Source organism: Streptomyces sp. STR69 (assembly GCF_024519455.1).
Lineage (GTDB): Bacteria > Actinomycetota > Actinomycetes > Streptomycetales > Streptomycetaceae > Streptomyces.
On sequence record NZ_JALJRY010000007.1, the window covers coordinates 246,681 to 270,479 of the forward strand.

Below are 23,799 nucleotides of genomic sequence, written 5' to 3' on the forward strand. Positions count from 1 at the left end.
AGGCGGCCGGGTCGCCGGGGTTGCCCGGGTGTTGCCGGTCGGTTACCGAGCCCTCACCAAGATCACCGCACGGTCGGCGTGGGGTGCCGTGTGCGAGGATCGAAGCCATGGGAGCCACGGGAGCCACGGGCGGACGCCGGGTAGGCAGGCCGCGGGCCGATCAGCGGCCGGACAGCGGACTGTCCCCGCGCGCCGAACTGCTCGCCGCGGCGGCCGAGTTGTTCACCACCCGCGGTTACGCGGCCACCACCACCCGGGCCGTCGCCGAACTCGCGGGGATGCGGCAGGCGTCCATGTACCACTACGTCTCCGGCAAGGAGGAACTCCTCGCGGACCTCCTGGAGTCCACGGTCACGCCCTCGCTGACCTGCGCCCGGGAACTCCTCGCGGACGACGTCACCCCGGCCGGGGACCGGCTGTGGGAGCTGTGCCGCACCGACGTAGAGCTGCTGTGCGGCGGCACGCACAACCTCGGCGGGCTCTATCTGCTGCCCGAGGTGCGCGCCGAGCGCTTCGCCGGCTTCCATGCCGTACGCGCCGAACTCAAGGACGCCTACCGGCAGTTGCTCGCCGCGACCGCTGCCGGCGGGGCGCTCGCGAAAAGCGAGTTGGAGTTGCGCACGGATCTGCTGTTCGGGCTCATCGAGGGCGTCATCCTGGTGCACCGCTCCGACCCCGAGCGCCCGGTGTCCGCCTTCGCGGAGGCGACGGCCGACGCGGCGCTGCGCATCGCGGGGATCTGAGCCGGAAGCGCTGCCGGAAACCGGGTCGGAAGCCCAGTCGGATTCGGGGCCGGAATCGGGGCTTCACTCCTTACGGTGAGTGATTTCCGCATGCCCGTTCACCGTCACGTGTCGTGTTCGAACGGTGGCGCAGCGTGTAAATGGGTTGAGCGTACTCCTCTTCCCTGTCCCTTTTCAGGGGCTTGCTGAATATGACACAGCGATGATCCGGTCGGACTAAGCTCGCCCGCAGCGCACCGAGTTGGGCTGTATTCGTGCGTTTGTTCCCAAACATGCAAAAGATATAGAAGCTCCCCCCAACCCCCAGCCGACCCGTCTCAGAGGGCATACATGGTGAGTGTTCAATCGCCTCCCGGTGACCGTGAACTTCCCTACGCGCGCGTGCTGTTGCTGCCCGCCATAGTCATGGCCGCGGCGACCGGAGCCGCCGTCGCCTTGGTGGCGGGGCCGGCCCGGCTCGCCGTCGGCTGTTGCGGAGCCGTCGCCACGCTCCTGGTGATCGCCACGGCGGCCGAAGCGGTACGCCGTGGACGCAGCCTCCGGGACCAACGCGCCCGACACGACCGTCACGCTGCGTATCTGGAACAGCGGATCGCCGACCAGAACCAGGAGACGGTCCGCCTCGGCACGGAGATCCTGCCCGCGGCGCTGTACCGGCTCAGCAGCGGAGAATCCCCCGGAGAGGTGATTCGCCAAGTCGTCGACACCGATCCGGACTGGCGGCAACTTCCCGCGCCGCAGCGCGACTTGCTGAGGACCGTGCTCGGCATCGTGGAACGCGAGGAGAACATGCGCGACTCCGCGCAGCGCTCCTTCGTCAGCATCGCCCGGCGCGTCCAGGCCATCGTCCACCAACAGGCCAAGGAACTCCGGGAGATGGAGGAGGACCACGGCCGCAACCCCGAGGTCTTCGACGACCTCCTGCGCATCGACCACGGCACCGCGCTGATCGGCCGCCTCGCCGACTCCATCTCCGTGCTCGGAGGCGGCCGCCCCGGACGCCAGTGGCCCGAGCCCGTACCGCTGTACAGCGTGCTGCGTGGCGCGATGTCCCGCATCCTGGAGTACCGGCGCATCGAGCTGCACTCCATCGCCAAGGTCAACATCCGCGGCATCTCCGTCGAACCGGTCATCCACGCGGCCGCCGAGATCCTGGACAACGCCACCCGCTACTCGCCTCCGCAGACCAAGGTGCACGTCACTGCCGTAGAAGTGCAGACCGGTGTTGCCATCGAGATCGAGGACGGCGGTGTCAGCCTCAGCGAGGAGTCCCGGGCCCGTGCCGAGGGCATGCTGGAACGGGCCAAGGCCGGCACCGACCTGCAGGACCTCGGTGAGAGCCCTCGCCTGGGCCTCGCCGTCGTCGGCCGGCTCTGCGCCGCGTACAACATGCAGATCTCACTGCGTGCCTCGGCCTACGGCGGGGTCCGCGCCGTGCTCGTCGTGCCGAGCGAGATGCTCACCGCCGGTACGGCTCCCGGACTCGCCCACGGCATCGGCGCCACCGCCTTGCCCAAGGTGGAGCTCGGAGCCGTGGAAGGCCCCAAGCGGACGATCAAGCGCCGTCGGCCCACGAACCCGCGCATCGCGGGCTCGGTGCCCATGGAGGACGACGTCCCCGAGGTCACCGAGTGGACGACGGGCGGCCTGCCGCAGCGCCGCAGCCGGGTGAAGATCCCGCTCGCGCAGCGCTATGCCGAGGCTGCCGCCGCCGAGCGCGCCGAGGCTGCCGCACGGGAGGCCGGATCCGGTTGGGGGGCGCCCCAGCCCGAGCCGGAAGAGAAAGAGCCCGAACCGGGCCTGTGGGTCGAGGCGTTCATGGAAGGCCTCAAGGGCGACCCGGACCCCACCGCTTTCACCCAGAAGACTGAGCCGGCCCGTGTCGAGGCCGACGACGAGGGGGATCTCAAGTGATCCAGCAGCGAGCCAACTTCGACTGGATGCTCAAGGATCTCGCCGACGGCGTGCCTGGCATCCAGCAGATCGTGGTGCTCTCCGCCGACGGACTGCGCATCGCCCGCTACGGCGGTGACCCCGACGCGGCAGACCGTGTCGCCGCGGCCTGCGCCGGACTGCAGAGCCTGGCGGGTGCCGTCGCCTCCGAGATCCCGGGCAGCGACGGCCGCATGAAGATGGTCATCATCGAGATCAACGGTGGCTACTTCTACCTGATGGCCGCGGGTGCCAACGCATACCTGGCGGTCCTGTCCGACGTGGTCGCCGAGCCCGGCCTGATGAGCAACCGCATGCGCGACCTCGTCGTCAGAATCGGCGCCCACCTCACCAGCCCGCCGAGGCGCAACGGGCAGACCGTATGACTCCTCCGCAACGCCGGCGGCGACATCCAAGGGAAGAACCGCAGCCCGCCGGGAAACAGGGCGAAGGAAAGATCCCGGAACGGCTGTACGTGCTGACCGGCGCCACCGAGGACGGCGACCGCGCCGAACTCGACCTGGTCACGCTGATCGTGGCTCGCACCGACGTGCCGCAGTCCGCCACGCCTGAGCAGGCGGCGCTGCTCCGGCTCTGTATCGCCCCGCTGTCCGTGGCCGAGCTGTCGGCCTACCTCAATCTGCCGTACAGCGTGGTGACCGTCCTGCTCACCGAGCTGCTGGCGGCCGAACTGGTGCAGGCGCGCGCCCCGATCGTCCGCCAGGCGCTCCCCGACCGTTCCCTCCTCGAAGCGGTGATGCATGGACTTCAAAAGCTCTGACACCATCACGGGTCCACGAACGGAGGACCATCTCCCGTCCACGGCCCAGGCCGCGGCGAAGATCGTGATCGTCGGCGGCTTCGGGGTCGGCAAGACGACCATGGTCGGCTCGGTCAGCGAGATCAGGCCGCTGACCACGGAAGAGACCATGACGCAGGCCGGCGTCGGAGTCGACGACAACTACGGCTCGGACACCAAGACGGCCACCACCGTCGCCATGGACTTCGGCCGCATCAGCATCACCGAGCAACTTGTGCTGTACCTCTTCGGCACCCCCGGCCAGGAACGCTTCTGGTTCCTGTGGAACGGCCTCTTCGAAGGGGCGCTCGGCGCGGTGGTGCTGATCGACACCCGACGCCTGGAAGTGAGCTTCGACGTTATAGGACGGTTGGAGGAGCAGGGGGTGCCGTTCGTCATCGCCGTCAACTCCTTTCCGGACGCACCCCGTTACCCGATCGAGGACCTGCGCTCGGCACTCGACCTGGCGCCGGAGATTCCCATCGTGGAGTGCGACGCACGCCGCCGGGCCTCCAGCCGCGACACGCTCATGGCGCTGATGCGCTTCCTGCACTCCCTGGAGATGACGAAGACGTCTGCTTGACGGTCCGTCAACTCTGCTGGCACCGAATCCACTTCACTTTCGGAGCGATCACCGTGACGCCTGAATCCCACTCCCCGACCGGTACGCACGACCCCATGCTCGGGCCGCCCTCAGGTTGCCCCGCACATGGCACGGGCCCAGGCGGGCTGCGCCGGCTCTACGGCCCCGAGGCCGAGGACCTGGGAGCCGTGTACGAGCAACTCCGCGCCGAACACGGCCCGGTGGCCCCGGCGCTCCTCCACGAGGACGTGCCGATCTGGATCGTTCTCGGTCACGGCGAGAACCTGCACATGGTGAGTACCCCCACGCAGTACTGCAAGGACAGCCGTTTGTGGACCCCGATGCTCGACGGCACGGTCAAGCCCGACCACCCGCTGATGCCGCACTTCGCCTGGCAGCCCATGTGCGCCCACGCCGAAGGAGACGAGCACCTGCGGCTGCGCAGCGCGGTCACCGGCGCCATGTCGACCATCGACCACCGGGGCATCCGCCGCCACATCAACCGTGCGACCCAGCACCTCGTCAACCAGTTCATCACGAAGGGCAGGGCCGATCTGGTGGCCCAGTTCTCCGAACATCTGCCGATGGCGGTGATGTGCGAGATCCTCGGCATGCCCGAGGAGTACGGCGACCGGTTGGTGCAGGCCGCCCGCGACATGCTCAAGGGCACCGAGACCGCGATCATCAGCAACCAGTACGTCATGGACGCCCTGATGCGGCTCACCGCCCGGCGCCGGGCCGAACCCAGGGACGACTTCACCAGCCACCTCGTCAACCACCCGGCGGGGCTCACCGACGAGGAGATCGGCCATCATCTGCGACTCATTCTGATCGTCGCGTACGAGAGCACCGCCAACCTCCTGGCCAACGTGCTGCGTGTGGTACTTACCGATCCGGGCTTCCGCGCCCAGTTGAACGGCGGCCAGATGACCGTGCCCGAGGCGGTCGAGCAGTCCCTGTGGGACGAGCCGCCGTTCAGCACGGTTTTCGCCTATATCGCCAAACAGGACACCGAATTGGGCGGCCAGCGCATCCGCAAGGGCGACGGACTCCTTCTCGGCATGGCACCCGGCAACGTCGACCCACGCGTTCGACCCGACCTCAAGGCCAATATGCAGGGCAACCGCTCCCATCTCGCGTTCAGCGGCGGACCCCACGGGTGTCCGGGCCAGGACATCGGTCGTGCCATCGCCGATGTCGGCGTCGACGCACTGCTGGCCCGCGTACCGGACATCCAACTCGCCTGCGAGGAGGGTGAGTTGCGCTGGCGGTCATCCGTCGCGAACCGGCATCTCGTGGAACTGCCGGTGAAGTTCGAGCCGAAGAGCCCACAGGAGGTCATGGAGGGGCCTGCCGTCAGGGCGGTGCCGTCGCCACGACCGAACAACTGGCCGGTGGGAGAGGAGCAGCCACAGCCCAGGAGCCAGGAAACCGCCGTCCCGGCCGCCCAGCCCACGCGCCCGGCGGCGCCCAAATCGATCCGTAGGCCGGGCGTGTTCCAGCGTTTCCTGCGCTGGTGGCGCGGTGAGTGAGTCGACCGGGCACGGAACTACCCTGCCCACTCCTCGTAGGAGGGCCAGGACCGCAGTGTCCGCCGGCTGACGAAGCGGTGCTCGTGCCCCGTGACCGGATCGGTGAACTCCAGCACTCGCGCCAGCAGTTGGAGCGGGCGGGAGAAGTCACCGGCCGGCACGGGGCCGGCCGTCACCGGATAGAGGGGATCACCGAGGATCGGCACTCCCAACGCGCTCATGTGCACCCTCAGTTGGTGCGTCTGTCCGGTCTGCGGCAACAGTCGGTACCGCGCGCGTCCGTCACGGTGCTCCAGCAACTCGACCCGGCTGACGGCGTTGGGCTCGCCCTCGACCTCGAAGGCGGCGAGGATCCCGCGCTCCTTGACGATCCGGCTGCGCACGGTGCGGGGCAGGGCCAGCGCGGGGTCGTACGGTGCCACCGCCTCGTACTCCTTCGCCACCCGCCGGTCCCGGAACAGCGACTGATACGCGCCGCGCTCCTCGGGGCGGACGGTGAACAGCACCAGCCCGGCCGTCAGCCGGTCCAGCCGGTGGGCGGCGCCCAGCGCAGGAATGCCCAGCCGGAGCCGCAGCCGCGCCAGGGCCGTCTCGGTGACATGGCTGCCGCGTGGAGTGGTGGCCAGGAAGTGCGGTTTGTCGGCCACCACCAAGTGCTCGTCCTGGTAAAGGACTTCGATCTCGAACGGCACCTGTTCCTCGTCGGGCGGTTCCCGGTGGAACCACACGTACATCCCGGGCACGTACGCCATGTCCCGCGGCACCGGACGCCCGGTGACATCCACGATTCGGCCTTCGCCGAGCATGGTGTCGATCACCCCGGCGTCGGCCGAGAGCCGCGCCACGAGATGATCCCGTACGGTCGCCCACGCGTCCCCGGCCGGCAACCGCACCCGCACCGCATCCACCCCACTACGCTGCGGCAGGGGAGACGGCGGGAGCGGGTTACGGCGTCTGACCACGCCTGAGTATACGAGGGGGTGCGGTGTGCCGCCCCGCCCGTCATCGCCCGGCAGTTCTCTCACCGCAGGTCGGAGAGCTGCCCCTGGCAACACTTCCTTCGGGTCGGTCTATGCGACAGCTGTGGCCGGGGCATGAAGGTCTCCGCAGTGTGGGCAGACACCGAGGGCGGGCACGTCGCGCGCGTCGGCCTCGATCCGGTCATGAATGGGACCTTGGGGCCCCGTCTTCGGGGTGGGGCGTCCCACGCGATGGTTGTGTCGCCCGGTAAGCGTGTGCCATTCGAGATTTCCCCGCATCCAGTGCCTCAGTCCGGCGAGATAGCGGGCGAGTTCGGGCGAGGCACGGCGGGCGACCTCGGGTTCCAGCCGCAGATACGCACGCATGAGGCGGTCGTGGAGCTCGCCTGTCGCGCGCATGCTCCGTTCGAGGGTCCAGTCGTGGCGTGCGGAGAGCACGGTGGGCAAGCTGTGGCTGCCGATGTCGGTGCTTTCCTTGGCGACCGAATACAGGTCGTTCACCAGCATGATCATCAATGAGGCGGCGAGCGACAGAGAACGAACGCCGGGCTCTTCCCAGTCACGGACGGGCAGTTCGTAGCCGCCGACGACATCGATCAGTACCAGACAGGCCATGGCCCCGTTGTACTTGCGATGAGCGAGGTACTCCGCGGGATCGGGAACGTGCCCGGCGATACGCCAGGCGTTCTCCGCCGCCATCGCCAAGAAGGTGGCGATCGTCTCGTGGCGCAGACGGCCCACATGGGCCGCCGTGCCCAAGCGTGTGATGTGCTCGGCGGTCTCACGGAGCGCACGTGCCACCGGGTCATCGCCGACAAAGCCTTCGACCGAGGGGCAGTCGGGCAGCCGGGAGCCGTTTTCCAGTGCGGTCAGCGACGCCGCGAGGCGTGAGGCGCTCATGGCGAGACGGACGCCTTCGACTCCCTCGTCGCAATAGTGATCGTCCGCGGCGAAGAGGGCGGTTATGTTGCGGGCCGCGAGCATCAGGTGGTCATGATCGACTGCGTCCGGGTGCGTCAACACCGCGAACGTGCCGAACCGGTATCCGTTCAGCTCACTCCGTTGCCCCGGGAAGAGATCAAGGCTCAGTGCCCAAGCGGCGATTTCCGCGTCCGCCCTGTCGGCCGCCGTCTCGTCGTACGTGACCGGAAAAGGGCACAACACACTTGGAACTGACAACTCCCGTGTGAACGTGTCGCTATTCATATAATTTATGATGCGAGATGTTGGACTCTTTTTGGAACAGCTACTTCTGGCCACAAAATATCGGTTCCCGGGACCATCCTCTCGCGGCAGCACCAACTGTCCCTGTCGGATGGGAATTTGTGCTCGATTCTGGCAGTGGGGCCGACCGTGAGCGAGGGCGCGATTTCGACGCTACAGCGGGCCCGGTACCGGCCCGCCGGCGAGATGATCTCGCCTGGCAGGCCATTGTCGGCTGCGGGGGAAACGCCGTAAAGATTGCATGGCCGAAACCGGATGGGCTGTATTCAGTCGTGGAGACTGATCAGCACCACGTCGGTCCAGGCCGGCTTGGTGCTGATCGTCCGTGGTGGCTTCCAGTCCCGCACTCGGTTCGGCGGATCAAGTCCCTTCGGCAGCGCGCACCCGTTGTGCCCGCGTCAGCCGATACAGGACCCCGACCCCCACCGTGACCCCCAAGAACAACACCGTGAACCACTGGAAGTACCAGTGCCCGCCCGCCGGGTCGTACACCGCGGCCCGGGGCCACGCCAGGTTGACGGTCATGATCAGGCCGTAGAGAAGCGCCAGGGCGTTGACCGGCACCCCCCAGCGGCCCAGGGAGAACAGCCGGGCGCCCGTCTCGTCCGTGCCCTCTGTCGTGAACTCGCCGCGCAGGCGGCGGAGCAGGAGGGGGCCCGTGACCATCGCGTAGGCCAGGTACAGCATCACGATGCAGGTGGTGCCGATGGCCAGGAACGCGTCCGGGGAGGCGAAGTTGAGGAGGAGCAGGGCCGCCGCGAGGACGCCCACGACCAGGGCCGGGGCGCTGGGCATTCCGGTGCGGGGGTTGACCTTGGACAGGCGGGCGGAAAACGGGAGTTGACCGTCGCGGGCCATTGAGAACAGCATGCGGCAGGCCGCCGTCTGGATGGCCAGGGTCGCCACCGCGATCGCCACCACCACGTCGGCCAGCAGGGCCTTGCCGACGCCGTCGCCGAGGCGGCTCGTCAGGACGTAGCTGAGGCCGTCGACGCCCAGGTGGCCGTCGGTCAGGCTGGGCGCGGCGAGCAGGCCGCCGAGGATGATGAGGCCGCCGAGCAGGCCCGCCGCGCCGAGCGCGGTGAGGATCGTGCGGGGCGCGGTGCGGCGGGGGTTGTGGGTCTCCTCGCTCATCTCGCCCGCGCTGTCGAAGCCGATCATCACGTACGCCGCCGTGAACGAGCCCACCAGCAGCGCGCCGAGCAGGCCGCCCTCCAGGCTGCCGGTCGTGTGGAAGGTGATGCTCGGGGTGCGCTTCGAGTGGGTCAGGAGGAGGACGACGATCAGGATCGCGCCGATGATCTCGGCCGTCACCCCGACCCGGTTGATCACCGACATCACGCGGTTGTCGAGGATGTTCACCAGCGTCGTCAGGACCAGCAGGATCACGCCGAGGACCGCCGCGTTGGCGGCGCCGTCCGGTGAGGTGGGCGCGGGGTCGCCGCCCACCAGCTGGAAGCCCGACCAGATGGCGGGCAGCACCATCTGGAGCGCGAGCGCCGCCGCCGCTACGACGACGATCTGGCCGATCACCATGATCCAGCCGGCGAACCAGCCGAAGGTCGCGGTGGAGAGGCGCGAGGACCACTGGTAGATCGCGCCCGAGATCGGGTAGCGCGCGGCCAGTTCCGCGAAGCAGGCCGCCACCAGCAACTGGCCCGCCAGCACGATCGGCCAGGCCCAGAAGAAGACCGGGCCGCCGAACGCGTACCCGAAGGCGAAGAACTGGAAGACGGTCGTCAGTACGGAGATGAAGGAGAACCCGGCCGCGAACGACGCGTACCGGCCGAGGCTGCGATGCAGCTCCTGGCGGTAGCCGAACTCGGCGAGGGAGCCGTCGTCGGGGGAGTGGGGCGGATCGGGGCGTACGTCGGAGGGGGTGGTTGTGGCCACGGCGGCACCTGCCTTCGGCGCGAATTCCTGTCGGGTGACAGAAATTAGGGACGGCCTGTTTCGGACGCGTCACGCGACCGTGTCCATGGCGGGCCCAAGTCCTCACGCCCTTGCCCTCGCCGCAAAATCGCGATACATCGTGTATTGACGTTCCGCGGTGACTCGCGATATGTTCGGTCACGAATATCCGGATGCGAGGTGTGGGTGGAGGTGGTGGTCCCCGTGGCCGCGAAGCGTCGCAAGCTCAGCAACCCGCTGGCACTCGCCGTGCTGGTGACCCTCTGCCAGGGCCCCATGCATCCGTACGAGATCGCCCAGACCCTGCGCCGCCAGGGCAAGGACACCAGCACGAAGATCAACTACGGCTCGCTCTACACGGTCGTGCAGAACCTGGAGAAGCACGGCTTCGTCGAGGTCGCCGACATAGAGCGCAAGGGCAACCGCCCCGAGCGCACGGTCTACGGCCTGACCGGCGCCGGGCGCGAGGAGATGACCGAGTGGCTGTCGGAGCTGCTGGCCCGCCCGGTCAAGGAGTTCCCCATCTTCGAGACGGCCCTCTCACTGCTGGGCGCCCTGCACCCCGACGAGGCGGCGACGCTGCTGGAGGAGCGGGTGAAGAACCTGGAGGTGCAGGCGGCCGGCGAGCGCGGAGCGCTGGAGAAGCTCTACGAATCGGTGCCCCGACTCTTCCTCGTCGAGGTCGAGTACCAGCTGCACATGACCGAGGCGCAGACCGAGTGGGTCCGCGGCCTGCTGGAAGAGCTCAGAAAGGGCTCGATGCTCGGCGTCGAAGGCTGGCGCCACTTCCACGAAACGGGGGAGCAGCCAACGGAGTTCAGCTAGCGAGGACTGACCCCGACCGGGCTGTTGCAGCAGCCCTGCCGGGGTCACGAACCCCGAGACCGACCCGCCGTGCGGCAAGCCAGGCGATCGAGGTGCGGCACACCCAGGATAGCCCGGCGCTCTGCACGCGGATCAGTCGTGACCTTTCACACTCACATCCGCTCATTCATGGAGAGCAGTCGACATGAGCAGTACTCGTACGAGCACCCGTGCGCCCGCGGTCGAGGCGCGCCAACTGATCAAGACCTATCCCGGCGACGTCACCGCCCTCAACGGCATGGACGTCACCGTGGAACCCGGCACCGTCTTCGGCCTCCTCGGGCCGAACGGCGCCGGCAAGTCCACCACCGTCAAGATCCTCACCACCCTGGCCCGGCCCGACTCCGGCACGGCCACCGTCGCGGGACACGACGTGCTGCGCCACCCGGACCGGGTGCGCCGCGCGATCGGCGTGGTCGCCCAGAACTCGGGCGCCGACCCGACGGCGACCGGCCGCGAGAACCTCCAACTCCAGGGCAGGCTCTACGGCTTGAAGGGCGCCGCCCTCACGCGGCGGGTGGACGAACTCCTCGACCGCTTCACCCTCGCCGATGCCGCCAGGCGCCCGGTGAAGGGCTACTCCGGCGGAATGCGCCGCCGCCTGGACGTGGCGCTCGGCCTGGTGCACCGGCCCGAAGTGCTGTTCCTCGACGAGCCCACCACCGGTCTCGACCCGGAGGCCCGCACCGCGATGTGGGACGAGATCGGCCGGCTCGCGGGGGAGGAGGGGCTGACCATCCTGCTCACCACGCACTACCTCGAAGAGGCCGACCGGCTCGCCGAGCGCATCGCGATCGTCGACCGCGGCCGGGTCGTCGTGGAGGGCACCCCCGACTCACTCAAGGGTGAACTCCGGGGCGACGCCGTCCACTTGGAGCTGCGCGAAGCCGTCGGTGACGCCGGTCGTACGCTGCTCAGGAGCGCCCTCGTCGGACTGCCCGGCGTGCACGAGGTGCTGGTCGACGGACGCCGGGTCAGTGCCCGCGCCGACGACGGAGCAGCCGCGATGCCCGTCCTGCTGGCGGCGTTCGAGCGCGTCGGGGTCGGGGTCGCCGCCGCGACCGTTGCCCGCCCCTCGCTCGACGACGTCTATCTCCGCTACGCGGGCCGCCGTTACTCCGAGGCCGACGCGGACAGCGCCGAGCAGCTCGCGGTCGCCGGAGGTGTGCGATGAGCACCGCCGTCTCCCAGACCTGGTACATGACGCAGCGTCAACTCATGGTGTTCGCGCGGCAGCCCGCCTTCGCGATCATCACTCTCATCCAGCCGGTGATCTGGCTGTTCCTCTTCGGCAACCTCTTCAAGAAGGTCGTCGAACTCGGCGGCTTCGGCACCACCTCGTACCTGGACTACCTCGTCCCCGGTGTGGTCGTGATGAGCGCGCTCAGCTCCAACATGTGGGCGGGGATGGGCACGTTGGAGGAGATCCAGCGCGGCACCCTCAACCGCTTCCTGACCACTCCGGTCAGCCGGGCCGCGCTGATGAACGGCAATGTCGTCAACAACGGCCTGGTGACCGCGTTCCAGTCGATGGTCATCGTGCTGCTCGGACTGCTCGGCGGCGCCGACTATCCGGGCGGCGTCGGCGGCATCGCGATCCTGACAGTCGCCTCGGTGCTGCTCGGCACGATATTCGGGGCGCTGTCCAACGCGCTCGGGATGCTGGTGCAGGAGCGGGAGTCGATCATCGGCATCAACACCTTCCTGCTGCTGCCGCTGACGTTCCTGTCCAGCGCCTTCATGGCGCCCTCGCAGATGCCCTCGTGGATGCGGCACATCGCAGACTTCAACCCGCTCAACTGGGCGATGGTGGCGGGCCGTTCGGCGATGTCCGAGCATCCCGACTGGGGTGACGTACTCAGCCGGGGCGGCGCGCTGCTGGGGCTCGCGGTGGTGGCGGTGTGGCTGTCGATACGTACGTTCAGGTCGTATCAACGGTCGGTGTAGAGCCCCGAAGGAGGTGTCCCGAAGGAGGTGTCCCGAAGGAGGTGTCCCGAAGGGGCGCTCCCAAAGGGGCGCGGGGCTGTGCCCATGTGCGGCTCTGCCGCGTGGCCGCGACCAGCCACGACGGCGCCGGACATACCAATGGCCCGTCGTGGCACCCCCGTTGGCGCACCTACGCGGCAACGCCTTCTTGCTCCGCCTCGATCTTCGCGTTCCACTCCCGCTTGGAGGCCTGCCAGCCGTCCTCGTTGTGGCCGAGCCGCCAGTAGCCGGAGATCGACAGGTCCTCGCGCGGGATCGCCGACTCGACCCGCAACAGGGCCCGCAGGTCCTTCACGAAGGCCGCCTCGCCGTGCACGAACGCGTGCACCCGGCCCTCGGGGAACTCCAGGGCCCGTACGGCCTCCACGAGTGTCTCGCCGACGGGACGGTCACCGCGGTGCAGCCAGACGACCTCGATGTCCGAGTCGATCTTCTGCTCCTCCTCGGGCCCGGAGATCTCCACGAAGGCGTGGGCCGTAGCGCCCTCGGGCAGCGACTCCAGGGCGCGGGCGATCGCGGGCAGTGCGCTCTCGTCCCCGGCGAACAGATGCCAGTCGGCGTCGGTGTCGGGGGCGTAGGCGCCACCGGGGCCCATGAAGAGGACGGACTCGCCCGGCTGGACGCGGGTCGCCCACGGGCCGGCCAGGCCCTCGTCGCCGTGGATGACGAAGTCCAGGGTGAGTTCGAGGTGTTCGGCGTCCCAGGCGCGCACGGTGTAGGTCCGGGTCACCGGCCACTGCTCGCGCGGGAACTCGGCGCGGATGCGCTCCATGTCGAAGGGCTCGGGGTAGGTGGCGCCCCCGGCCGGGAAGAGAAGCTTCACGTAATGGTCGGTGCAGGTGTCCGCCGAGAACTCGGCCAGACCCTCGCCACCGAGCACCACGCGCTGCATGTGGGGGGTCAGCCGTTCGGTGCGGACGACCTGCGCGGAGTGGGGCTTACGCGGCTTCCGTGCCGGACGTTCTGCCATGACAGCCTCCCGAATTCCCATGCTTAGGCTTACCTAAGCTAGCACTACATTCTCTGTGAAAGGCAAGAAAACGAGGGCAAGAACAATGCTTACGCGCCCAGCGTGGTCAGCAGTCGCTGCAATGATCCGCCCAGCCCCCAGCGTTCCGCCAGTGCGCCCACCAACTCCGGATCACGCGGGGCGCGCGGCAGGGCGGGGTCGACATCGGGCAGCGGTACGTCGTCCGCGACCCGTACGACCTTGGGCGCGACCGCGACATAGGGCCGCGCCTCGTCGAGCCGCTTGCGCTGCGAAGGGGTCAGCTTGGACTTGGGGTCGTCGATCGCGGCCATGATCCCGGGCACGTCACCGAACTCGGCGAGCAGTTTCGCCGCCGTCTTCTCGCCGATGCCCGGCACCCCCGGCAGACCGTCGCTGGGGTCGCCGCGCAGCAGCGCCAGATCCACGTACCCCCGGCCGTCGACTCCGTACTTCTCGCGCAGCACGGACTCGTCGGTGAGCTGGAGCGTGCCGACACCCTTGATCGGATACAGGACGCGGATACCGCGGGCGTCGTCGACGAGCTGGTACAGGTCGCGGTCACCGGTGACGATGTCGACCGGGCCCTTGGCGTGCGCGGTGAACGTGCCGATCACGTCGTCCGCCTCGTACGGCTCGACGCCCACGCGGGCGATGCCGACCGCGTCGAGGACGGCCTCGATGATCGGGACCTGCGGGGAGAGGGTGTCCGGCACCTCCTCCGCGTCCGGGCCGCTCTCGCGCACCTCGGCGACGCGGTGCGCCTTGTAGGTGGGGATCAGGTCGACCCGCCACTGGGGCCGCCAGTCCGCGTCCATGCACGCGACCAACTGGTCCGGACGGTGGTCCTTGACCAGCCGGTCGATGAATTCGAGCAGCCCGCGCACGGCGTTCACCGGCGTCCCGTCCGGTGCCTTCACGGACTCCGGGACGCCGAAGTAGGCGCGGAAGTAGAGCGAGGCGGTGTCGAGGAGCATCAGTCGTCCGGTCACGTCACGCATCATGCCGCACGACGGCCCGACGACCACCTCTGCCTGTCACCCGGAGAGACGAACACGGCCGGCCGGTGAGACGGACGACCGGCCGGTGAGCTGGACCACTCTGCGTTTGCGCGCGGAACGCAGGGGCAGGCGCGGCTGCGGAGCGGTGCTGGTTGTGCATTCAACCTTCTACGGCCCTCGGGCCCACCCCTCCACGTCCTGCCCCCGATCGAGAGGTACGCGTGTCAGCCAGGCTAGAAGCCGAACACCTGCACAAGGTGTTCGGCAGACGACCCGACCAGGCAGTCGAACGGCTCCGAGCAGGAGCCGACCGGGAGGAACTGCGCGCCGACGGCACCACAGCCGCCGTGATCGACGCCTCCTTCTCCGTCGCACCGGGCCAGATCTTCGTCGTCATGGGCCTGTCCGGCTCCGGCAAGTCCACCCTCCTGCGCATGCTCAACGGACTCCTGGACCCCACCGCGGGCCGCGTCCTCTTCGACGGCCAGGACCTGACCGCGCTCGGCGACCGCGAACTGCGCGAGGTCCGCGCCCACAAGATCAGCATGGTCTTCCAGCACTTCGCGCTCTTCCCGCACCGCAGCGTCCGCGAGAACGCCGCCTACGGCCTGGCAGTGCAGGGCGTGCCCCGCGCCGAGCGCGAGGCCCGCGCCGGCGAGGCGCTCGCCCTGTGCGGTCTGGCCGGCTGGGAGGACTCCTGGCCCGACGAGCTGTCCGGCGGTATGCAGCAACGCGTGGGCCTGGCCCGGGCGTTGGCCACCGACGCCGATCTGCTCCTCATGGACGAGTCCTTCAGCGCGCTCGACCCGCTGATCCGCCGGGACATGCAGGACCAACTCCTGGAACTCCAGAAGTCGTTGAAGAAGACGATCGTCTTCATCACCCACGACCTCAACGAGGCCATGCGCCTCGGCGACCGCATCGCCGTCATGCGCGACGGGCGTATCGTCCAGACCGGCACCGCCGAGGACATCCTGCTGCGCCCCGCCAACGACTACGTCGCCTCCTTCATCCAGGACGTCGACCGTTCCCGGGTGCTCACCGCGTCCGCCGTCATGGACACCGGAGTCGACGGCCACGAGGCCGACTGCGACTGCGAGACGGCCACGCCGGACACCTCCTTCACCGACCTGTGCGCCCTCAGCGCCCGCCTCACCCACCCGGTCGCGGTGCTCGACGCGGCCGACGAGGTCGTAGGAGTCGTGGCGCAGGAACGGCTGGTCGCGTTCCTCGGCGGGGAAACCGCCACCGAGCCGGAGGAGGTGACCGCCCGTGCCCAGGCTTCCGCTCGGTGACTGGGTCGACTCCGGTGTCGACTGGCTGGTCGCCCACATGTCCTGGCTCTTCGACGCGATCAAGACGGTCGTCGAGGGCATGTACGACGGCGTCGACGCGGTCCTCACCGCGCCCCAACCCCTGCTCCTCGCGGGCATCCTGGCGGTGCTCGCCTGGTGGCTGCGCGGGCTGGTCGCGGGTGTCCTGGCCTTCGCCGGGTTCCTGCTGATCGACTCGCTCGACCTGTGGGACCGGTCCATGTCGACGCTGGCCCTGGTGCTGGTCGCGACCGTCATCGCCCTGGTGATCTCGATCCCGCTGGGCATCTGGGCGGCCCGCTCCAAGACGGTCAGCGCGGTCGTCCGGCCCGCCCTCGACCTGCTCCAGACGATGCCGTCGATGGTGCTGCTGATCCCGGCGATCCTCTTCTTCGGGCTCGGCACCTCCGCCGGCATCATCGCGACCCTGATCTTCGCGCTCGCCCCCGGCGTCCGCATGACCGAGCTGGGCATACGGCAGGTCGACGCCGAACTCGTCGAAGCCGCCGAGGCGTTCGGCACCTCACCGCGCGACACCCTCCTGCGCGTCCAGCTGCCGCTCGCCCTCCCGACGATCATGGCGGGCGTCAACCAGGTCATCATGCTGGGCCTGTCGATGGTCGTCATCGCCGGCATGGTCGGCACCGGCGGGCTCGGCGGCGCCGTCAACGAGGCCATCGGCCAGCTCGACATCGGCTTCGGCTTCGAGGCGGGCGTCGGCATCGTCGTCCTCGCGATCTACCTGGACCGGATGACCGGCGCGCTCGGCACGCAGATCTCCCCGCTCGGCCGCAGGGCCGCCGCCAAGGCCCGTACGGCGGAGAGCGTCAAGCCCTGGAACCACCGCCCCCGCCCGGCCTTCGCCGTGATCGGCGTGGTCGTCCTCGCCCTGGTGGCCGGCGGCCTGGGTGTCTTCGGTTCTGCCTCCGGCACGAAGGCGACCTCCGCCACGGACGTGGGCAAGGGCAAGGAGATCACCATCGGCTACATCCCCTGGGACGAGGGCATCGCCTCCACCTTCCTCTGGAAGGAACTCCTGGAGGAACGCGGCTACAAGGTGACGACCACCCAGTACGCGGCCGGCCCCCTCTACACCGGCGTCGCCACCGGCCAGGTCGACTTCCAGACCGACGCCTGGCTGCCCACGACCCACGCCGAGTACTGGAAGAAGTACGGCAAGCAGCTCGACGACCTCGGCAGCTGGTACGGCTCCACGTCCCTGGAGCTGACCGTCCCTTCGTATGTGAAGGACGTCAACACGCTCGCCGATCTCAAGACCCACGCCGCCGAGTTCGGCGGCAAGATCACCGGCATCGAACCGAGCGCCGGAATGATGGGCCTCCTCAAGTCCAAGGTCCTCAAGGAGTACGGCCTTCAGGGCTCCTACGACGTCGTCGACGGCTCCACCCCGGCGATGCTGGCCGAGCTGAAGCGCGCGTACGCCAAGAAGGGGCCGATCGTCGTCACGCTGTGGTCGCCGCACTGGGCGTACAGCGACTACGAGCTGAAGAAGCTCACCGACCCGAAGGGCGCCTGGGGCAAGGGCGACGGCGTGCACACCGTGTCCCGCAAGGGCTTCGCCGCCGACAACCCCGACGTCGGCACGTGGCTGAAGAACTTCAAGATGACCGAGGTACAGCTCACCGGTCTGGAGGCGCAGATCCAGAAGTCCGGCAAGGGCCAGGAGCAGGCCGCCGTCCGCACCTGGCTCAAGCAGCACCCGGGCCTCGTCGACAAGTGGGCACCGGTGAACTGACGGTCCCGCAGCCGCCGCCCCGGAAGTGGGCCTCGCCGGTACGGAAAGGATCCGGCCAACCACATAGCGCTACGAAGCCCCGCAATCAGGCCTGCGATGTGAGCGGGAACACAGGCGACTGCGTACGCATTGAAGAGAAGGGAGGAACTCCCGCGCTGTTCGAGGGGCGGCGGGCCCCCGCACACTGGCCAGAACCGTGAGGTCTGATCGCACGCTGTGTGACGTGGATGTGACAGGCGCATGAAACGGTTTGCCGAACATGCGTAGGGTGCAGAGAACTCATCAGAGGCAGTTTCAGAATCAGCCGCAGGCCGACGAGCGAAGGAGGGAGCCGGAGCGATGGGCGACCACAAAGAACAGCCCCTCCGGGTGGGCGCGGCCGTACGGCGGCGGCGCCGCGCGCTGGACCTGACGCTCGCCGTCGTGGCCGAGCGCAGCGGTCTGTCGGTGCCCTTCCTGAGCCAGGTCGAGAACGACCGGGCACGCCCCAGCCGGAGTTCCCTGGAGAAGGTGGCCGACGCGCTGCGCACCACGGCCGTCGAACTCCTCGCCGCCGCCGACCCCGCGTGCAGCGTCGACGTCGTACGCGCCGAGGAACCCGAGTCGGCCGCACCCCGGATGCGTTCGCTGGTACGGGGTCATCATCAGCTGCACGCCTCGGAGTTCACCGGCGACCATGACGCCGGGCGCGAATTCCAGCACCGCAACGACGAGTTGATGTACGTCGCGGACGGCGCCGTCGAGATCGAGGCGGAGGGGCGCGCGTACCGCCTCGTGCGCGGCGACACGATGTACCTGACCGGCGGGGTGCGCCACCGCTGGCGCGCGACCGTGCCGGACACCCGGGTCGTCGTGGTCGCGGTGGCCGAGCACATCGAGGCGGTCCAGGACCGCCCGCGCTGATGCGCGTCGTCTCGCTCGTACCGTCCCTGACAGAGGCAATCGCCGTATCGCTGCCGGGGGTTCTGGTCGGCGCGACGGACTGGTGCAGCCATCCGCCCGGCCTGGACGTCACCCGCGTCGGCGGTACCAAGAACCCGAAGCTCGACCCGGTCCTCGCCCTCGCGCCCGACCTGGTGGTCGCCAACGAGGAGGAGAACCGCGAGCCCGACCTGACGGCCCTGCGGGAGGCGGGCGTCGAGGTCCTGGTCACGGAGGTGCGGGACGTCCCGGGGGCCTTCCGTGAACTGGACCGGGTCCTCGACGCCTGCGGAGCGCCCGTACGGCCGCGCTGGCTGGACGAGGCCGAGCGCGCATGGGCCGAACTCCCGGTCCCCGAACGCCGGTTGACCACCGTCGTCCCCGTCTGGCGCCGCCCCTGGATGGTGCTCGGCCGGGACACCTTCGCGGGCGATGTGCTGTCCCGCCTGGGAGTCGACCACGCGTACGCGACGCACGCCGAGCGCTACCCGCGCGCCACGATCGCCGAACTGCGGGCGGCGGCAAGGGACTTGGTGGTCCTCCCGGACGAGCCGTACCGCTTCACGGCCGACGACGGACCGGAGGCCTTCCCCGGCCTGCCCTGCGCGCTCGTCAGCGGTCGGCACCTGACGTGGTACGGGCCGTCACTGGCCGAAGCGCCACGGGTGCTGGTCGGGGCCCTGCGAGCAGCGCACCGCTGACCAGACCCCGGGCCGTGTGCACGGCGGCGGTGGCCCAGGCGGCGACGAGCACGCCGTACAGGACGAACGCGAGCCCGTCGTAGACGGCGAGGCCGGTGTGCCGGGCCAGGGACTCGGCGCCTGTGACGCAGGTGCCGACCGGGAAGGTGAACGCCCACCAGGTCATCGCGAAACCCATGCCCCGGCGCCGGGCGCGCACCACGTGCGCGGTGGCGAGGGCGAACCAGAGCAGCGCGAAGCCCATGACCGGGACGCCGTAGAGAACGGCCAGGAGGCTGAAGGCCTGCGCGGAGGCGGCCGGTACGACACCGGGGGCGAAGTCCGCGAACTTGCCGACGGCGGTGGTGGATTGACCGAGCGGGCCGAGCACCAGGAACAGCGTAGGGGTGAGCGCGAGGGGCAACGGTCCGCCGGTGACCAGCCGGGCGAAGACCAGCGGCAGCATCAGGAGTGTGGCCAGCAGACTCAGCCCGAACATCGCGAAGCACGCGAGGAGGAGTGTCTCCCGGGGCTGCCCGGCCGGCAGATGCGGCACCAGCAGCGGCCCGAGGGCGGCGGACACCATCGGCGCGACGACGGGCAGCAGCCACACCGGGGTCGCCTCCGAGGGATGCACGTGATGGCGTACGGCCATCAGGTACGGGACGGCTACGGCGGCCACGAGTCCTACGACCGTGCCGGTGCCGAACAGCACGGCGTCGAGGACGACCGCCGCCCGCAGCCCGATCCAGTCCTGCCCGACGACCAGGGTGCCGCCGCCCACCGCCAGCAGGGCCATCGCGAGGCAGCCGTAGAACGGGGCCGTCGCCGGGTCCTGGAGGTGGGCGCGGGCCTGGTCGCGATGGTGGGTCCAGTGCAGGGCGCGGGCGGCGAGCAGGGTCAGGAGCAGGGCGAGGGAGAGGGCCCAGACGGCGGTGCAGGCCGTGCGCAGTCCCGGGAGGTGGCCGGGGAGCCCGGCGCCGGCGGTGGCGACGACGGCGGTGCCCATGACGGACGCGTACCAGTTGGGTCCGAGGTGACGGACTGCGGTGACCATGTGTCCAGCGTCTCGCCGGCTGAGACGGGCGACCAGGGAGTATGTGTCTATGGGGACATAAACTGGATTTATGAGCAGTGACGAGACGGATGGCGGGCGGGAAGGTTCGATAGCGCATCGGGTGCCGGATCTGGGCGCGCTGGAACTGCTGCTGGCGGTGGCCCGGCTCGGCAGCCTCGGCGGCGCGGCACGCGAGCTCGGCATCACCCAGCCGGCGGCCAGCAGCCGGATCCGCTCCATGGAACGCCAGCTCGGCGTGGCCTTGGTGGACCGCTCCCCGCGCGGCTCACGTTTGACGGATGCCGGGGCCCTGGTCACCGACTGGGCGCGCCGGGTCGTCGAGGCCGCCGCCGCGTTCGACGCGGGAGCCCAGGCGCTACGGCACCGGCGCGACTCCCGGCTCCGGGTCGCCGCGAGCATGACCATCGCGGAGTACCTGCTCCCCGGCTGGCTCCTGGCTCTGCGCTCCCAACGCCCCGACACGGCAGTGTCGTTGCTGGCGGGCAACTCCACGACGGTCGCGGAACAACTGCTGGCCGACGAGGCGGACCTGGGCTTCGTGGAGGGCCTGTCGGTCCCACCCGGCTTGGACTCCACGGTGATAGCCCACGACCACCTGATCGTCGTGACAGCCCCCACCCACCCCTGGGCCCGCCGCCGACGCCCCGTCCCCGCAACGGAGTTGGCGTCGACACCGCTGATCCTCCGGGAAAAGGGCTCGGGCACACGCCAGGTCCTGGACGCGGCGCTGGGCGGCCTGGCCCGCCCTCTCATCGAGCTGTCCTCCACTACGGCGGTCAAGGCATCGGCGGTGAGCGGAGCGGGGCCGGCTGTCCTGAGCGAACTGGCGGTCGGCGAGGAACTGTCGACGCGACGCCTGGTCCGCATCCCGGTGGAGGGAGTCACCCTGGCCCGAGACCTGAGAGCGGTCTGGCCCACAGGCCACAGACCAACGGGCCCGGCCCGTGAGCTGTTGTCCCTGACCCGGGGCTGAGGTCCCTGTTGCAGGAGCCCCGAGGGTGAAAACCCTTGGCACGCGCCCGTACCGCTCCCGCACCATGGCCCGCATGTCTCCTCCCACCGCCCCGCCCGCCACCGGCGTCCGCACCCCCTGGGAAGACCTCCCAGCCCACGTGCACGACGCCGTCGCGCGGTTGCTCGGATCGCCCGTGACGCGGGCCGTCACTCAGGCCGGCGGATTCTCCCCGGGGACCGCCGCTCGGGTGCGGACCGTCGACGGTACGCGCGCCTTCGTCAAGGCGGTCAGTGCCGAGGCCAACCCGCACAGCCCGAAGCTGCACCGCATGGAAGCCCGCAACGCCGCGGCTCTCCCGGCCGCAGTCCCCGCCCCTCGCCTCCTCGGCACCCATGACGACGGCACCTGGGTCGTCCTGGTCTTCGAGGAGGTGGTGGGGCGGCAGCCTCATGTCCCTTGGCAGGAGGCTGAGTTGGCACGGGTCCTGCATGCCGTGGAGCAGTTGGGGCGCGCTCTCACACCGTCTCCCGTGGCCGCCCCGACCGTGGCCGAAAGCCTCGCGGGCGCCTTCGACGGCTGGCGGCACCTGCTCGACGGCGCGGTGGACGACGTCACTGGACGACTCGACCCGTGGACAGTCACGCACCTCCCCGAACTCGCCCAACTCGCCGCCCCCTGGGCCGAGTCCGCGGCCGGTGACACCCTCGCGCATGCCGATCTGCGGGCCGACAACATGCTGCTCACGGACGACGGCGGGGTCGTGTTCGTCGACTGGCCGCACGCCGTCCGGGCCGCCCCCTGGTTCGACCTGCTGGTCATGCTGCCGTGCGTGCGGGCCCAAGGCGGGCCGGATCCCGAGGGGTTGTTCACCCGACATCCGCTCGCCGAGGGCGCCGACCCGTCCGCTGTCACCGCCACCCTGGCGGGCCTCGCCGGCTTCTTCGTCGAGCACTCGCTGCGGCCACCGCCGCCGGGCCTGCCCACCCTGCGCGCCTTCCAGCGGGCGCAGGGCGACGCGGCCCTCGCCTGGCTCAGGACCCGGTGGGAGACGGTGCCGTAGCGGCGACCGTGGCCGCTGCCACCAAGGCCCGCATCACGCGCAGGTCCTCGCCCATCTCCGGGTGCCACTGCACCCCCAACACCCAGTCGGCGGAAGGGAGTTCGACCGCCTCCACGGTGCCGTCCGCGGCCCAGGCCGAGACCACGAGGCCCGCGCCCAATCGGTCCACGGCCTGGTGGTGGAACGTCGGTACGGACGTCTCCTCCGGTACCGCCGACGCGTACAGCGTTCCCGGCACCGGCTTGACCGGGTGGCGGCCGAAGACTCCCGGTGTCTCCGCGTGCCCGTCGATGTGCTGGACGAGGGTGCCGCCCACGGCGACGTTCAGCAGCTGCATGCCCCGGCAGATGCCCAGCAGGGGCAGACCGGCCGCCAACGCGGCCTCGATCAGGGCGAGTTCCCACGCGTCCCGGGCGAGGGCGGGCGGGCCGGTGCGGGGCTCGCGCCGGGCGCCGTAGCGGACGGGTTCGACGTCCGGACCGCCCGCGATCACCAGGCCGTCGAGCCGGGCCACGGTCGCCGCCGCGTGCTCGGGGGCGTCCGGCGGCAGCATCGCGGCGAGACCGCCCGCCTGCTGGACCAGCCGCGGGTAGCCGGCCGGCAGCAGCGCGGCCTCCAGCTCCCAGGCGCCCCAGCGCGCCCCCGCCTCCAGATACGTACTGATGCCGATCAGCGGCCTGCCCGCCATGCTTTCCTCCGACCGCGAAGCGACGTGAATGGACTCGAAGGAAACCATTGAACTACCCCACCCGTCACGCGAGGAAGCCCCGCAGCAGAGCCGCCGTCCCGGCGCAGTGCTCCCGCATCATCTCCCGCGCCCCGTCCGCGTCCCCGTCCAGCACCGCCTCCACCAGCGCGATGTGCTGCCGCTGCGAGTGCTCCAGGTTGCGGACCAGGAGGGGGATGCAGTCGAGGAGATCGTTCACCGTGGCCCGTACCGCCGCGTACTGCGCGGTCAGCGTCGGCGAACCGCACAGCTCGGCCAGGGTGAGATGGAGCAGGGTGTCCAGGCGGCGGTAGTCGGCGAGCGGGGCGTCGTGCGTGCGGGCGAGGGCGTCCCGCAGCCGCCCGCCCTGCTCGGCACTCAGCCCGTGCGTCGCGCACAGGCCCGTCGCGCCGACCTCCAACACCTCCCGGAACCGCAGTACGTCCTCGATGTCGACCGCGCTGATCCGCCGCCGCAGCTCGTCCTCGCCGCCGGCGTCCGACTTCGGCAGCACGAACGTCCCGCCGTAGCGTCCGCGCCGCGACTCCACGAGCCCCTGGTCCTGCAGTACCTTCAGAACCTCGCGCAGCGTCACCCGACTGATCCCCAGCCGCTCGGCCAGCTCCCGTTCGGCCGGCAACCGCTCGCCCCCCGGCACCAGACCCAGCCGTACGACCTGCAGAATCTGTTCCAGCGCCTCTTCGAAGCCGTTGCCCGCCCGCACCGGCCGCAGCACCGGGGTCAACCGGTCCTCGACGCCTTCCTCCGCATCCAGCGACATATGGCG

The 23,799-nt window shown here is 69.8% G+C and carries 23 protein-coding genes; 15 read left to right on the plus strand and 8 right to left on the minus strand.

What is annotated here, in order from left to right; all coding sequences use genetic code 11:
- Nucleotides 1–107: 107 nt before the first annotated feature.
- The 6 genes from OC490_RS15325 (at nucleotide 108) to OC490_RS15350 (ending at nucleotide 5,589) form a co-directional block, all read left to right on the plus strand.
- Nucleotides 108–743 (plus strand): TetR/AcrR family transcriptional regulator, encoded by a 636-nt coding sequence (locus OC490_RS15325; protein WP_262058466.1) that lies wholly within the window; start codon nucleotides 108–110, stop codon nucleotides 741–743.
- A 330-nt stretch (nucleotides 744–1,073) separates the two neighbouring features.
- The gene (locus OC490_RS15330) at nucleotides 1,074–2,657 is read left to right on the plus strand and encodes a sensor histidine kinase (RefSeq protein ID WP_262058467.1); all 1,584 of its coding nucleotides are present in this window, start codon (nucleotides 1,074–1,076) and stop codon (nucleotides 2,655–2,657) included.
- Nucleotides 2,654–3,061: a roadblock/LC7 domain-containing protein gene (locus OC490_RS15335; RefSeq protein WP_019066134.1), complete on the plus strand. Its 408-nt coding sequence runs from the start codon at nucleotides 2,654–2,656 to the stop codon at nucleotides 3,059–3,061. The genes OC490_RS15330 and OC490_RS15335 overlap by 4 nt, the downstream gene beginning before the upstream one ends.
- On the plus strand, nucleotides 3,058–3,456 hold the full coding sequence (locus OC490_RS15340) for a DUF742 domain-containing protein (RefSeq protein WP_262058468.1): 399 nt from the start codon (nucleotides 3,058–3,060) through the stop codon (nucleotides 3,454–3,456). The genes OC490_RS15335 and OC490_RS15340 overlap by 4 nt, the downstream gene beginning before the upstream one ends.
- Nucleotides 3,437–4,057, plus strand: coding sequence for a GTP-binding protein (locus tag OC490_RS15345; protein ID WP_262058469.1), 621 nt, complete (start codon nucleotides 3,437–3,439; stop codon nucleotides 4,055–4,057). Before OC490_RS15340 ends, OC490_RS15345 begins: the two co-directional genes overlap by 20 nt.
- A gap of 53 nt (nucleotides 4,058–4,110) precedes the next feature.
- Nucleotides 4,111–5,589: a cytochrome P450 gene (locus OC490_RS15350; protein WP_262058470.1), complete on the plus strand. Its 1,479-nt coding sequence runs from the start codon at nucleotides 4,111–4,113 to the stop codon at nucleotides 5,587–5,589.
- A gap of 17 nt (nucleotides 5,590–5,606) precedes the next feature.
- On the opposite strand, the gene OC490_RS15355 is transcribed toward OC490_RS15350, so the two are convergent.
- From OC490_RS15355 to OC490_RS15365, 3 genes are all read right to left on the minus strand, one after another.
- Nucleotides 5,607–6,551 (minus strand): RluA family pseudouridine synthase, encoded by a 945-nt coding sequence (locus tag OC490_RS15355; RefSeq protein WP_262058471.1) that lies wholly within the window; start codon nucleotides 6,549–6,551, stop codon nucleotides 5,607–5,609.
- 108 nt (nucleotides 6,552–6,659) lie between these two features.
- The gene (locus OC490_RS15360; RefSeq protein WP_262058472.1) at nucleotides 6,660–7,775 is read right to left on the minus strand and encodes a terpene synthase family protein; all 1,116 of its coding nucleotides are present in this window, start codon (nucleotides 7,773–7,775) and stop codon (nucleotides 6,660–6,662) included.
- 378 nt (nucleotides 7,776–8,153) lie between these two features.
- Entirely contained in the window at nucleotides 8,154–9,686 is a 1,533-nt protein-coding gene (locus OC490_RS15365) for an amino acid permease (protein ID WP_262058473.1), read from the minus strand.
- A gap of 222 nt (nucleotides 9,687–9,908) precedes the next feature.
- Here OC490_RS15365 and OC490_RS15370 point away from each other — a divergent pair, with 222 nt between their 5' ends.
- From OC490_RS15370 to OC490_RS15380, 3 genes are all read left to right on the plus strand, one after another.
- The gene (locus OC490_RS15370; protein ID WP_262058474.1) at nucleotides 9,909–10,529 is read left to right on the plus strand and encodes a PadR family transcriptional regulator; all 621 of its coding nucleotides are present in this window, start codon (nucleotides 9,909–9,911) and stop codon (nucleotides 10,527–10,529) included.
- Nucleotides 10,530–10,713: 184 nt separating this feature from the next.
- Nucleotides 10,714–11,742, plus strand: coding sequence for an ATP-binding cassette domain-containing protein (locus OC490_RS15375; RefSeq protein ID WP_262058475.1), 1,029 nt, complete (start codon nucleotides 10,714–10,716; stop codon nucleotides 11,740–11,742).
- On the plus strand, nucleotides 11,739–12,515 hold the full coding sequence (locus OC490_RS15380; RefSeq protein ID WP_262058476.1) for an ABC transporter permease: 777 nt from the start codon (nucleotides 11,739–11,741) through the stop codon (nucleotides 12,513–12,515). The genes OC490_RS15375 and OC490_RS15380 overlap by 4 nt, the downstream gene beginning before the upstream one ends.
- A 169-nt stretch (nucleotides 12,516–12,684) precedes the next feature.
- Here the strand turns inward: OC490_RS15380 and OC490_RS15385 are convergent, their stop codons facing one another.
- A complete protein-coding gene (locus OC490_RS15385) occupies nucleotides 12,685–13,524 on the minus strand; it encodes a siderophore-interacting protein (protein WP_262058477.1) in 840 nt (279 codons plus the stop codon).
- Between the two features lie 89 nt (nucleotides 13,525–13,613).
- A complete protein-coding gene (locus OC490_RS15390; protein ID WP_262058640.1) occupies nucleotides 13,614–14,543 on the minus strand; it encodes a 5'-3' exonuclease in 930 nt (309 codons plus the stop codon).
- A 221-nt stretch (nucleotides 14,544–14,764) separates the two neighbouring features.
- Between OC490_RS15390 and OC490_RS15395 the strand changes: the two genes are divergently transcribed.
- From OC490_RS15395 to OC490_RS15410, 4 genes are all read left to right on the plus strand, one after another.
- A complete protein-coding gene (locus OC490_RS15395; RefSeq protein WP_262058478.1) occupies nucleotides 14,765–15,838 on the plus strand; it encodes a glycine betaine/L-proline ABC transporter ATP-binding protein in 1,074 nt (357 codons plus the stop codon).
- The gene (locus tag OC490_RS15400; RefSeq protein ID WP_262058479.1) at nucleotides 15,816–17,612 is read left to right on the plus strand and encodes an ABC transporter permease/substrate binding protein; all 1,797 of its coding nucleotides are present in this window, start codon (nucleotides 15,816–15,818) and stop codon (nucleotides 17,610–17,612) included. The genes OC490_RS15395 and OC490_RS15400 overlap by 23 nt, the downstream gene beginning before the upstream one ends.
- A 339-nt stretch (nucleotides 17,613–17,951) precedes the next feature.
- A complete protein-coding gene (locus tag OC490_RS15405) occupies nucleotides 17,952–18,515 on the plus strand; it encodes a helix-turn-helix domain-containing protein (protein ID WP_019066149.1) in 564 nt (187 codons plus the stop codon).
- Nucleotides 18,515–19,234: a helical backbone metal receptor gene (locus tag OC490_RS15410; RefSeq protein WP_262058480.1), complete on the plus strand. Its 720-nt coding sequence runs from the start codon at nucleotides 18,515–18,517 to the stop codon at nucleotides 19,232–19,234. The genes OC490_RS15405 and OC490_RS15410 overlap by 1 nt, the downstream gene beginning before the upstream one ends.
- On the opposite strand, the gene OC490_RS15415 is transcribed toward OC490_RS15410, so the two are convergent.
- The gene (locus tag OC490_RS15415; protein WP_262058481.1) at nucleotides 19,146–20,270 is read right to left on the minus strand and encodes a TDT family transporter; all 1,125 of its coding nucleotides are present in this window, start codon (nucleotides 20,268–20,270) and stop codon (nucleotides 19,146–19,148) included. The genes OC490_RS15410 and OC490_RS15415 overlap by 89 nt on opposite strands.
- Before the next feature lie 70 nt (nucleotides 20,271–20,340).
- On the opposite strand from OC490_RS15415, the gene OC490_RS15420 reads away from it, so the two are divergent.
- Nucleotides 20,341–21,264 carry a LysR family transcriptional regulator gene (locus OC490_RS15420; protein ID WP_262058482.1) on the plus strand — a complete coding sequence of 308 codons (924 nt, stop codon included), beginning with the start codon at nucleotides 20,341–20,343 and terminating at the stop codon, nucleotides 21,262–21,264.
- A gap of 73 nt (nucleotides 21,265–21,337) precedes the next feature.
- The gene (locus tag OC490_RS15425; RefSeq protein WP_262058483.1) at nucleotides 21,338–22,306 is read left to right on the plus strand and encodes a phosphotransferase; all 969 of its coding nucleotides are present in this window, start codon (nucleotides 21,338–21,340) and stop codon (nucleotides 22,304–22,306) included.
- On the opposite strand, the gene OC490_RS15430 is transcribed toward OC490_RS15425, so the two are convergent.
- On the minus strand, nucleotides 22,278–22,994 hold the full coding sequence (locus OC490_RS15430; protein ID WP_262058484.1) for a gamma-glutamyl-gamma-aminobutyrate hydrolase family protein: 717 nt from the start codon (nucleotides 22,992–22,994) through the stop codon (nucleotides 22,278–22,280). The genes OC490_RS15425 and OC490_RS15430 overlap by 29 nt on opposite strands.
- A 64-nt stretch (nucleotides 22,995–23,058) precedes the next feature.
- Nucleotides 23,059–23,793, minus strand: coding sequence for a FadR/GntR family transcriptional regulator (locus OC490_RS15435; protein ID WP_262058485.1), 735 nt, complete (start codon nucleotides 23,791–23,793; stop codon nucleotides 23,059–23,061).
- Nucleotides 23,794–23,799 lie beyond the last annotated feature (6 nt).

Bases quoted from the DNA above. Each gene is read 5' to 3' on its own strand.
- OC490_RS15345 (WP_262058469.1), top strand. From the start codon at position 3,437: ATGGACTTCAAAAGCTCTGACACCATCACGGGTCCACGAACGGAGGAC.
- OC490_RS15390 (WP_262058640.1), bottom strand. From the start codon at position 14,543: ATGCGTGACGTGACCGGACGACTGATGCTCCTCGACACCGCCTCGCTC.
- OC490_RS15375 (WP_262058475.1), top strand. From the start codon at position 10,714: ATGAGCAGTACTCGTACGAGCACCCGTGCGCCCGCGGTCGAGGCGCGC.
- OC490_RS15340 (WP_262058468.1), top strand. From the start codon at position 3,058: ATGACTCCTCCGCAACGCCGGCGGCGACATCCAAGGGAAGAACCGCAG.
- OC490_RS15330 (WP_262058467.1), top strand. From the start codon at position 1,074: ATGGTGAGTGTTCAATCGCCTCCCGGTGACCGTGAACTTCCCTACGCG.
- OC490_RS15385 (WP_262058477.1), bottom strand. From the start codon at position 13,524: ATGGCAGAACGTCCGGCACGGAAGCCGCGTAAGCCCCACTCCGCGCAG.
- OC490_RS15435 (WP_262058485.1), bottom strand. From the start codon at position 23,793: ATGTCGCTGGATGCGGAGGAAGGCGTCGAGGACCGGTTGACCCCGGTG.
- OC490_RS15410 (WP_262058480.1), top strand. From the start codon at position 18,515: ATGCGCGTCGTCTCGCTCGTACCGTCCCTGACAGAGGCAATCGCCGTA.
- OC490_RS15405 (WP_019066149.1), top strand. From the start codon at position 17,952: ATGGGCGACCACAAAGAACAGCCCCTCCGGGTGGGCGCGGCCGTACGG.
- OC490_RS15425 (WP_262058483.1), top strand. From the start codon at position 21,338: ATGTCTCCTCCCACCGCCCCGCCCGCCACCGGCGTCCGCACCCCCTGG.
- OC490_RS15380 (WP_262058476.1), top strand. From the start codon at position 11,739: ATGAGCACCGCCGTCTCCCAGACCTGGTACATGACGCAGCGTCAACTC.
- OC490_RS15360 (WP_262058472.1), bottom strand. From the start codon at position 7,775: ATGAATAGCGACACGTTCACACGGGAGTTGTCAGTTCCAAGTGTGTTG.
- OC490_RS15420 (WP_262058482.1), top strand. From the start codon at position 20,341: ATGAGCAGTGACGAGACGGATGGCGGGCGGGAAGGTTCGATAGCGCAT.
- OC490_RS15415 (WP_262058481.1), bottom strand. From the start codon at position 20,270: ATGGTCACCGCAGTCCGTCACCTCGGACCCAACTGGTACGCGTCCGTC.
- OC490_RS15430 (WP_262058484.1), bottom strand. From the start codon at position 22,994: ATGGCGGGCAGGCCGCTGATCGGCATCAGTACGTATCTGGAGGCGGGG.
- OC490_RS15325 (WP_262058466.1), top strand. From the start codon at position 108: ATGGGAGCCACGGGAGCCACGGGCGGACGCCGGGTAGGCAGGCCGCGG.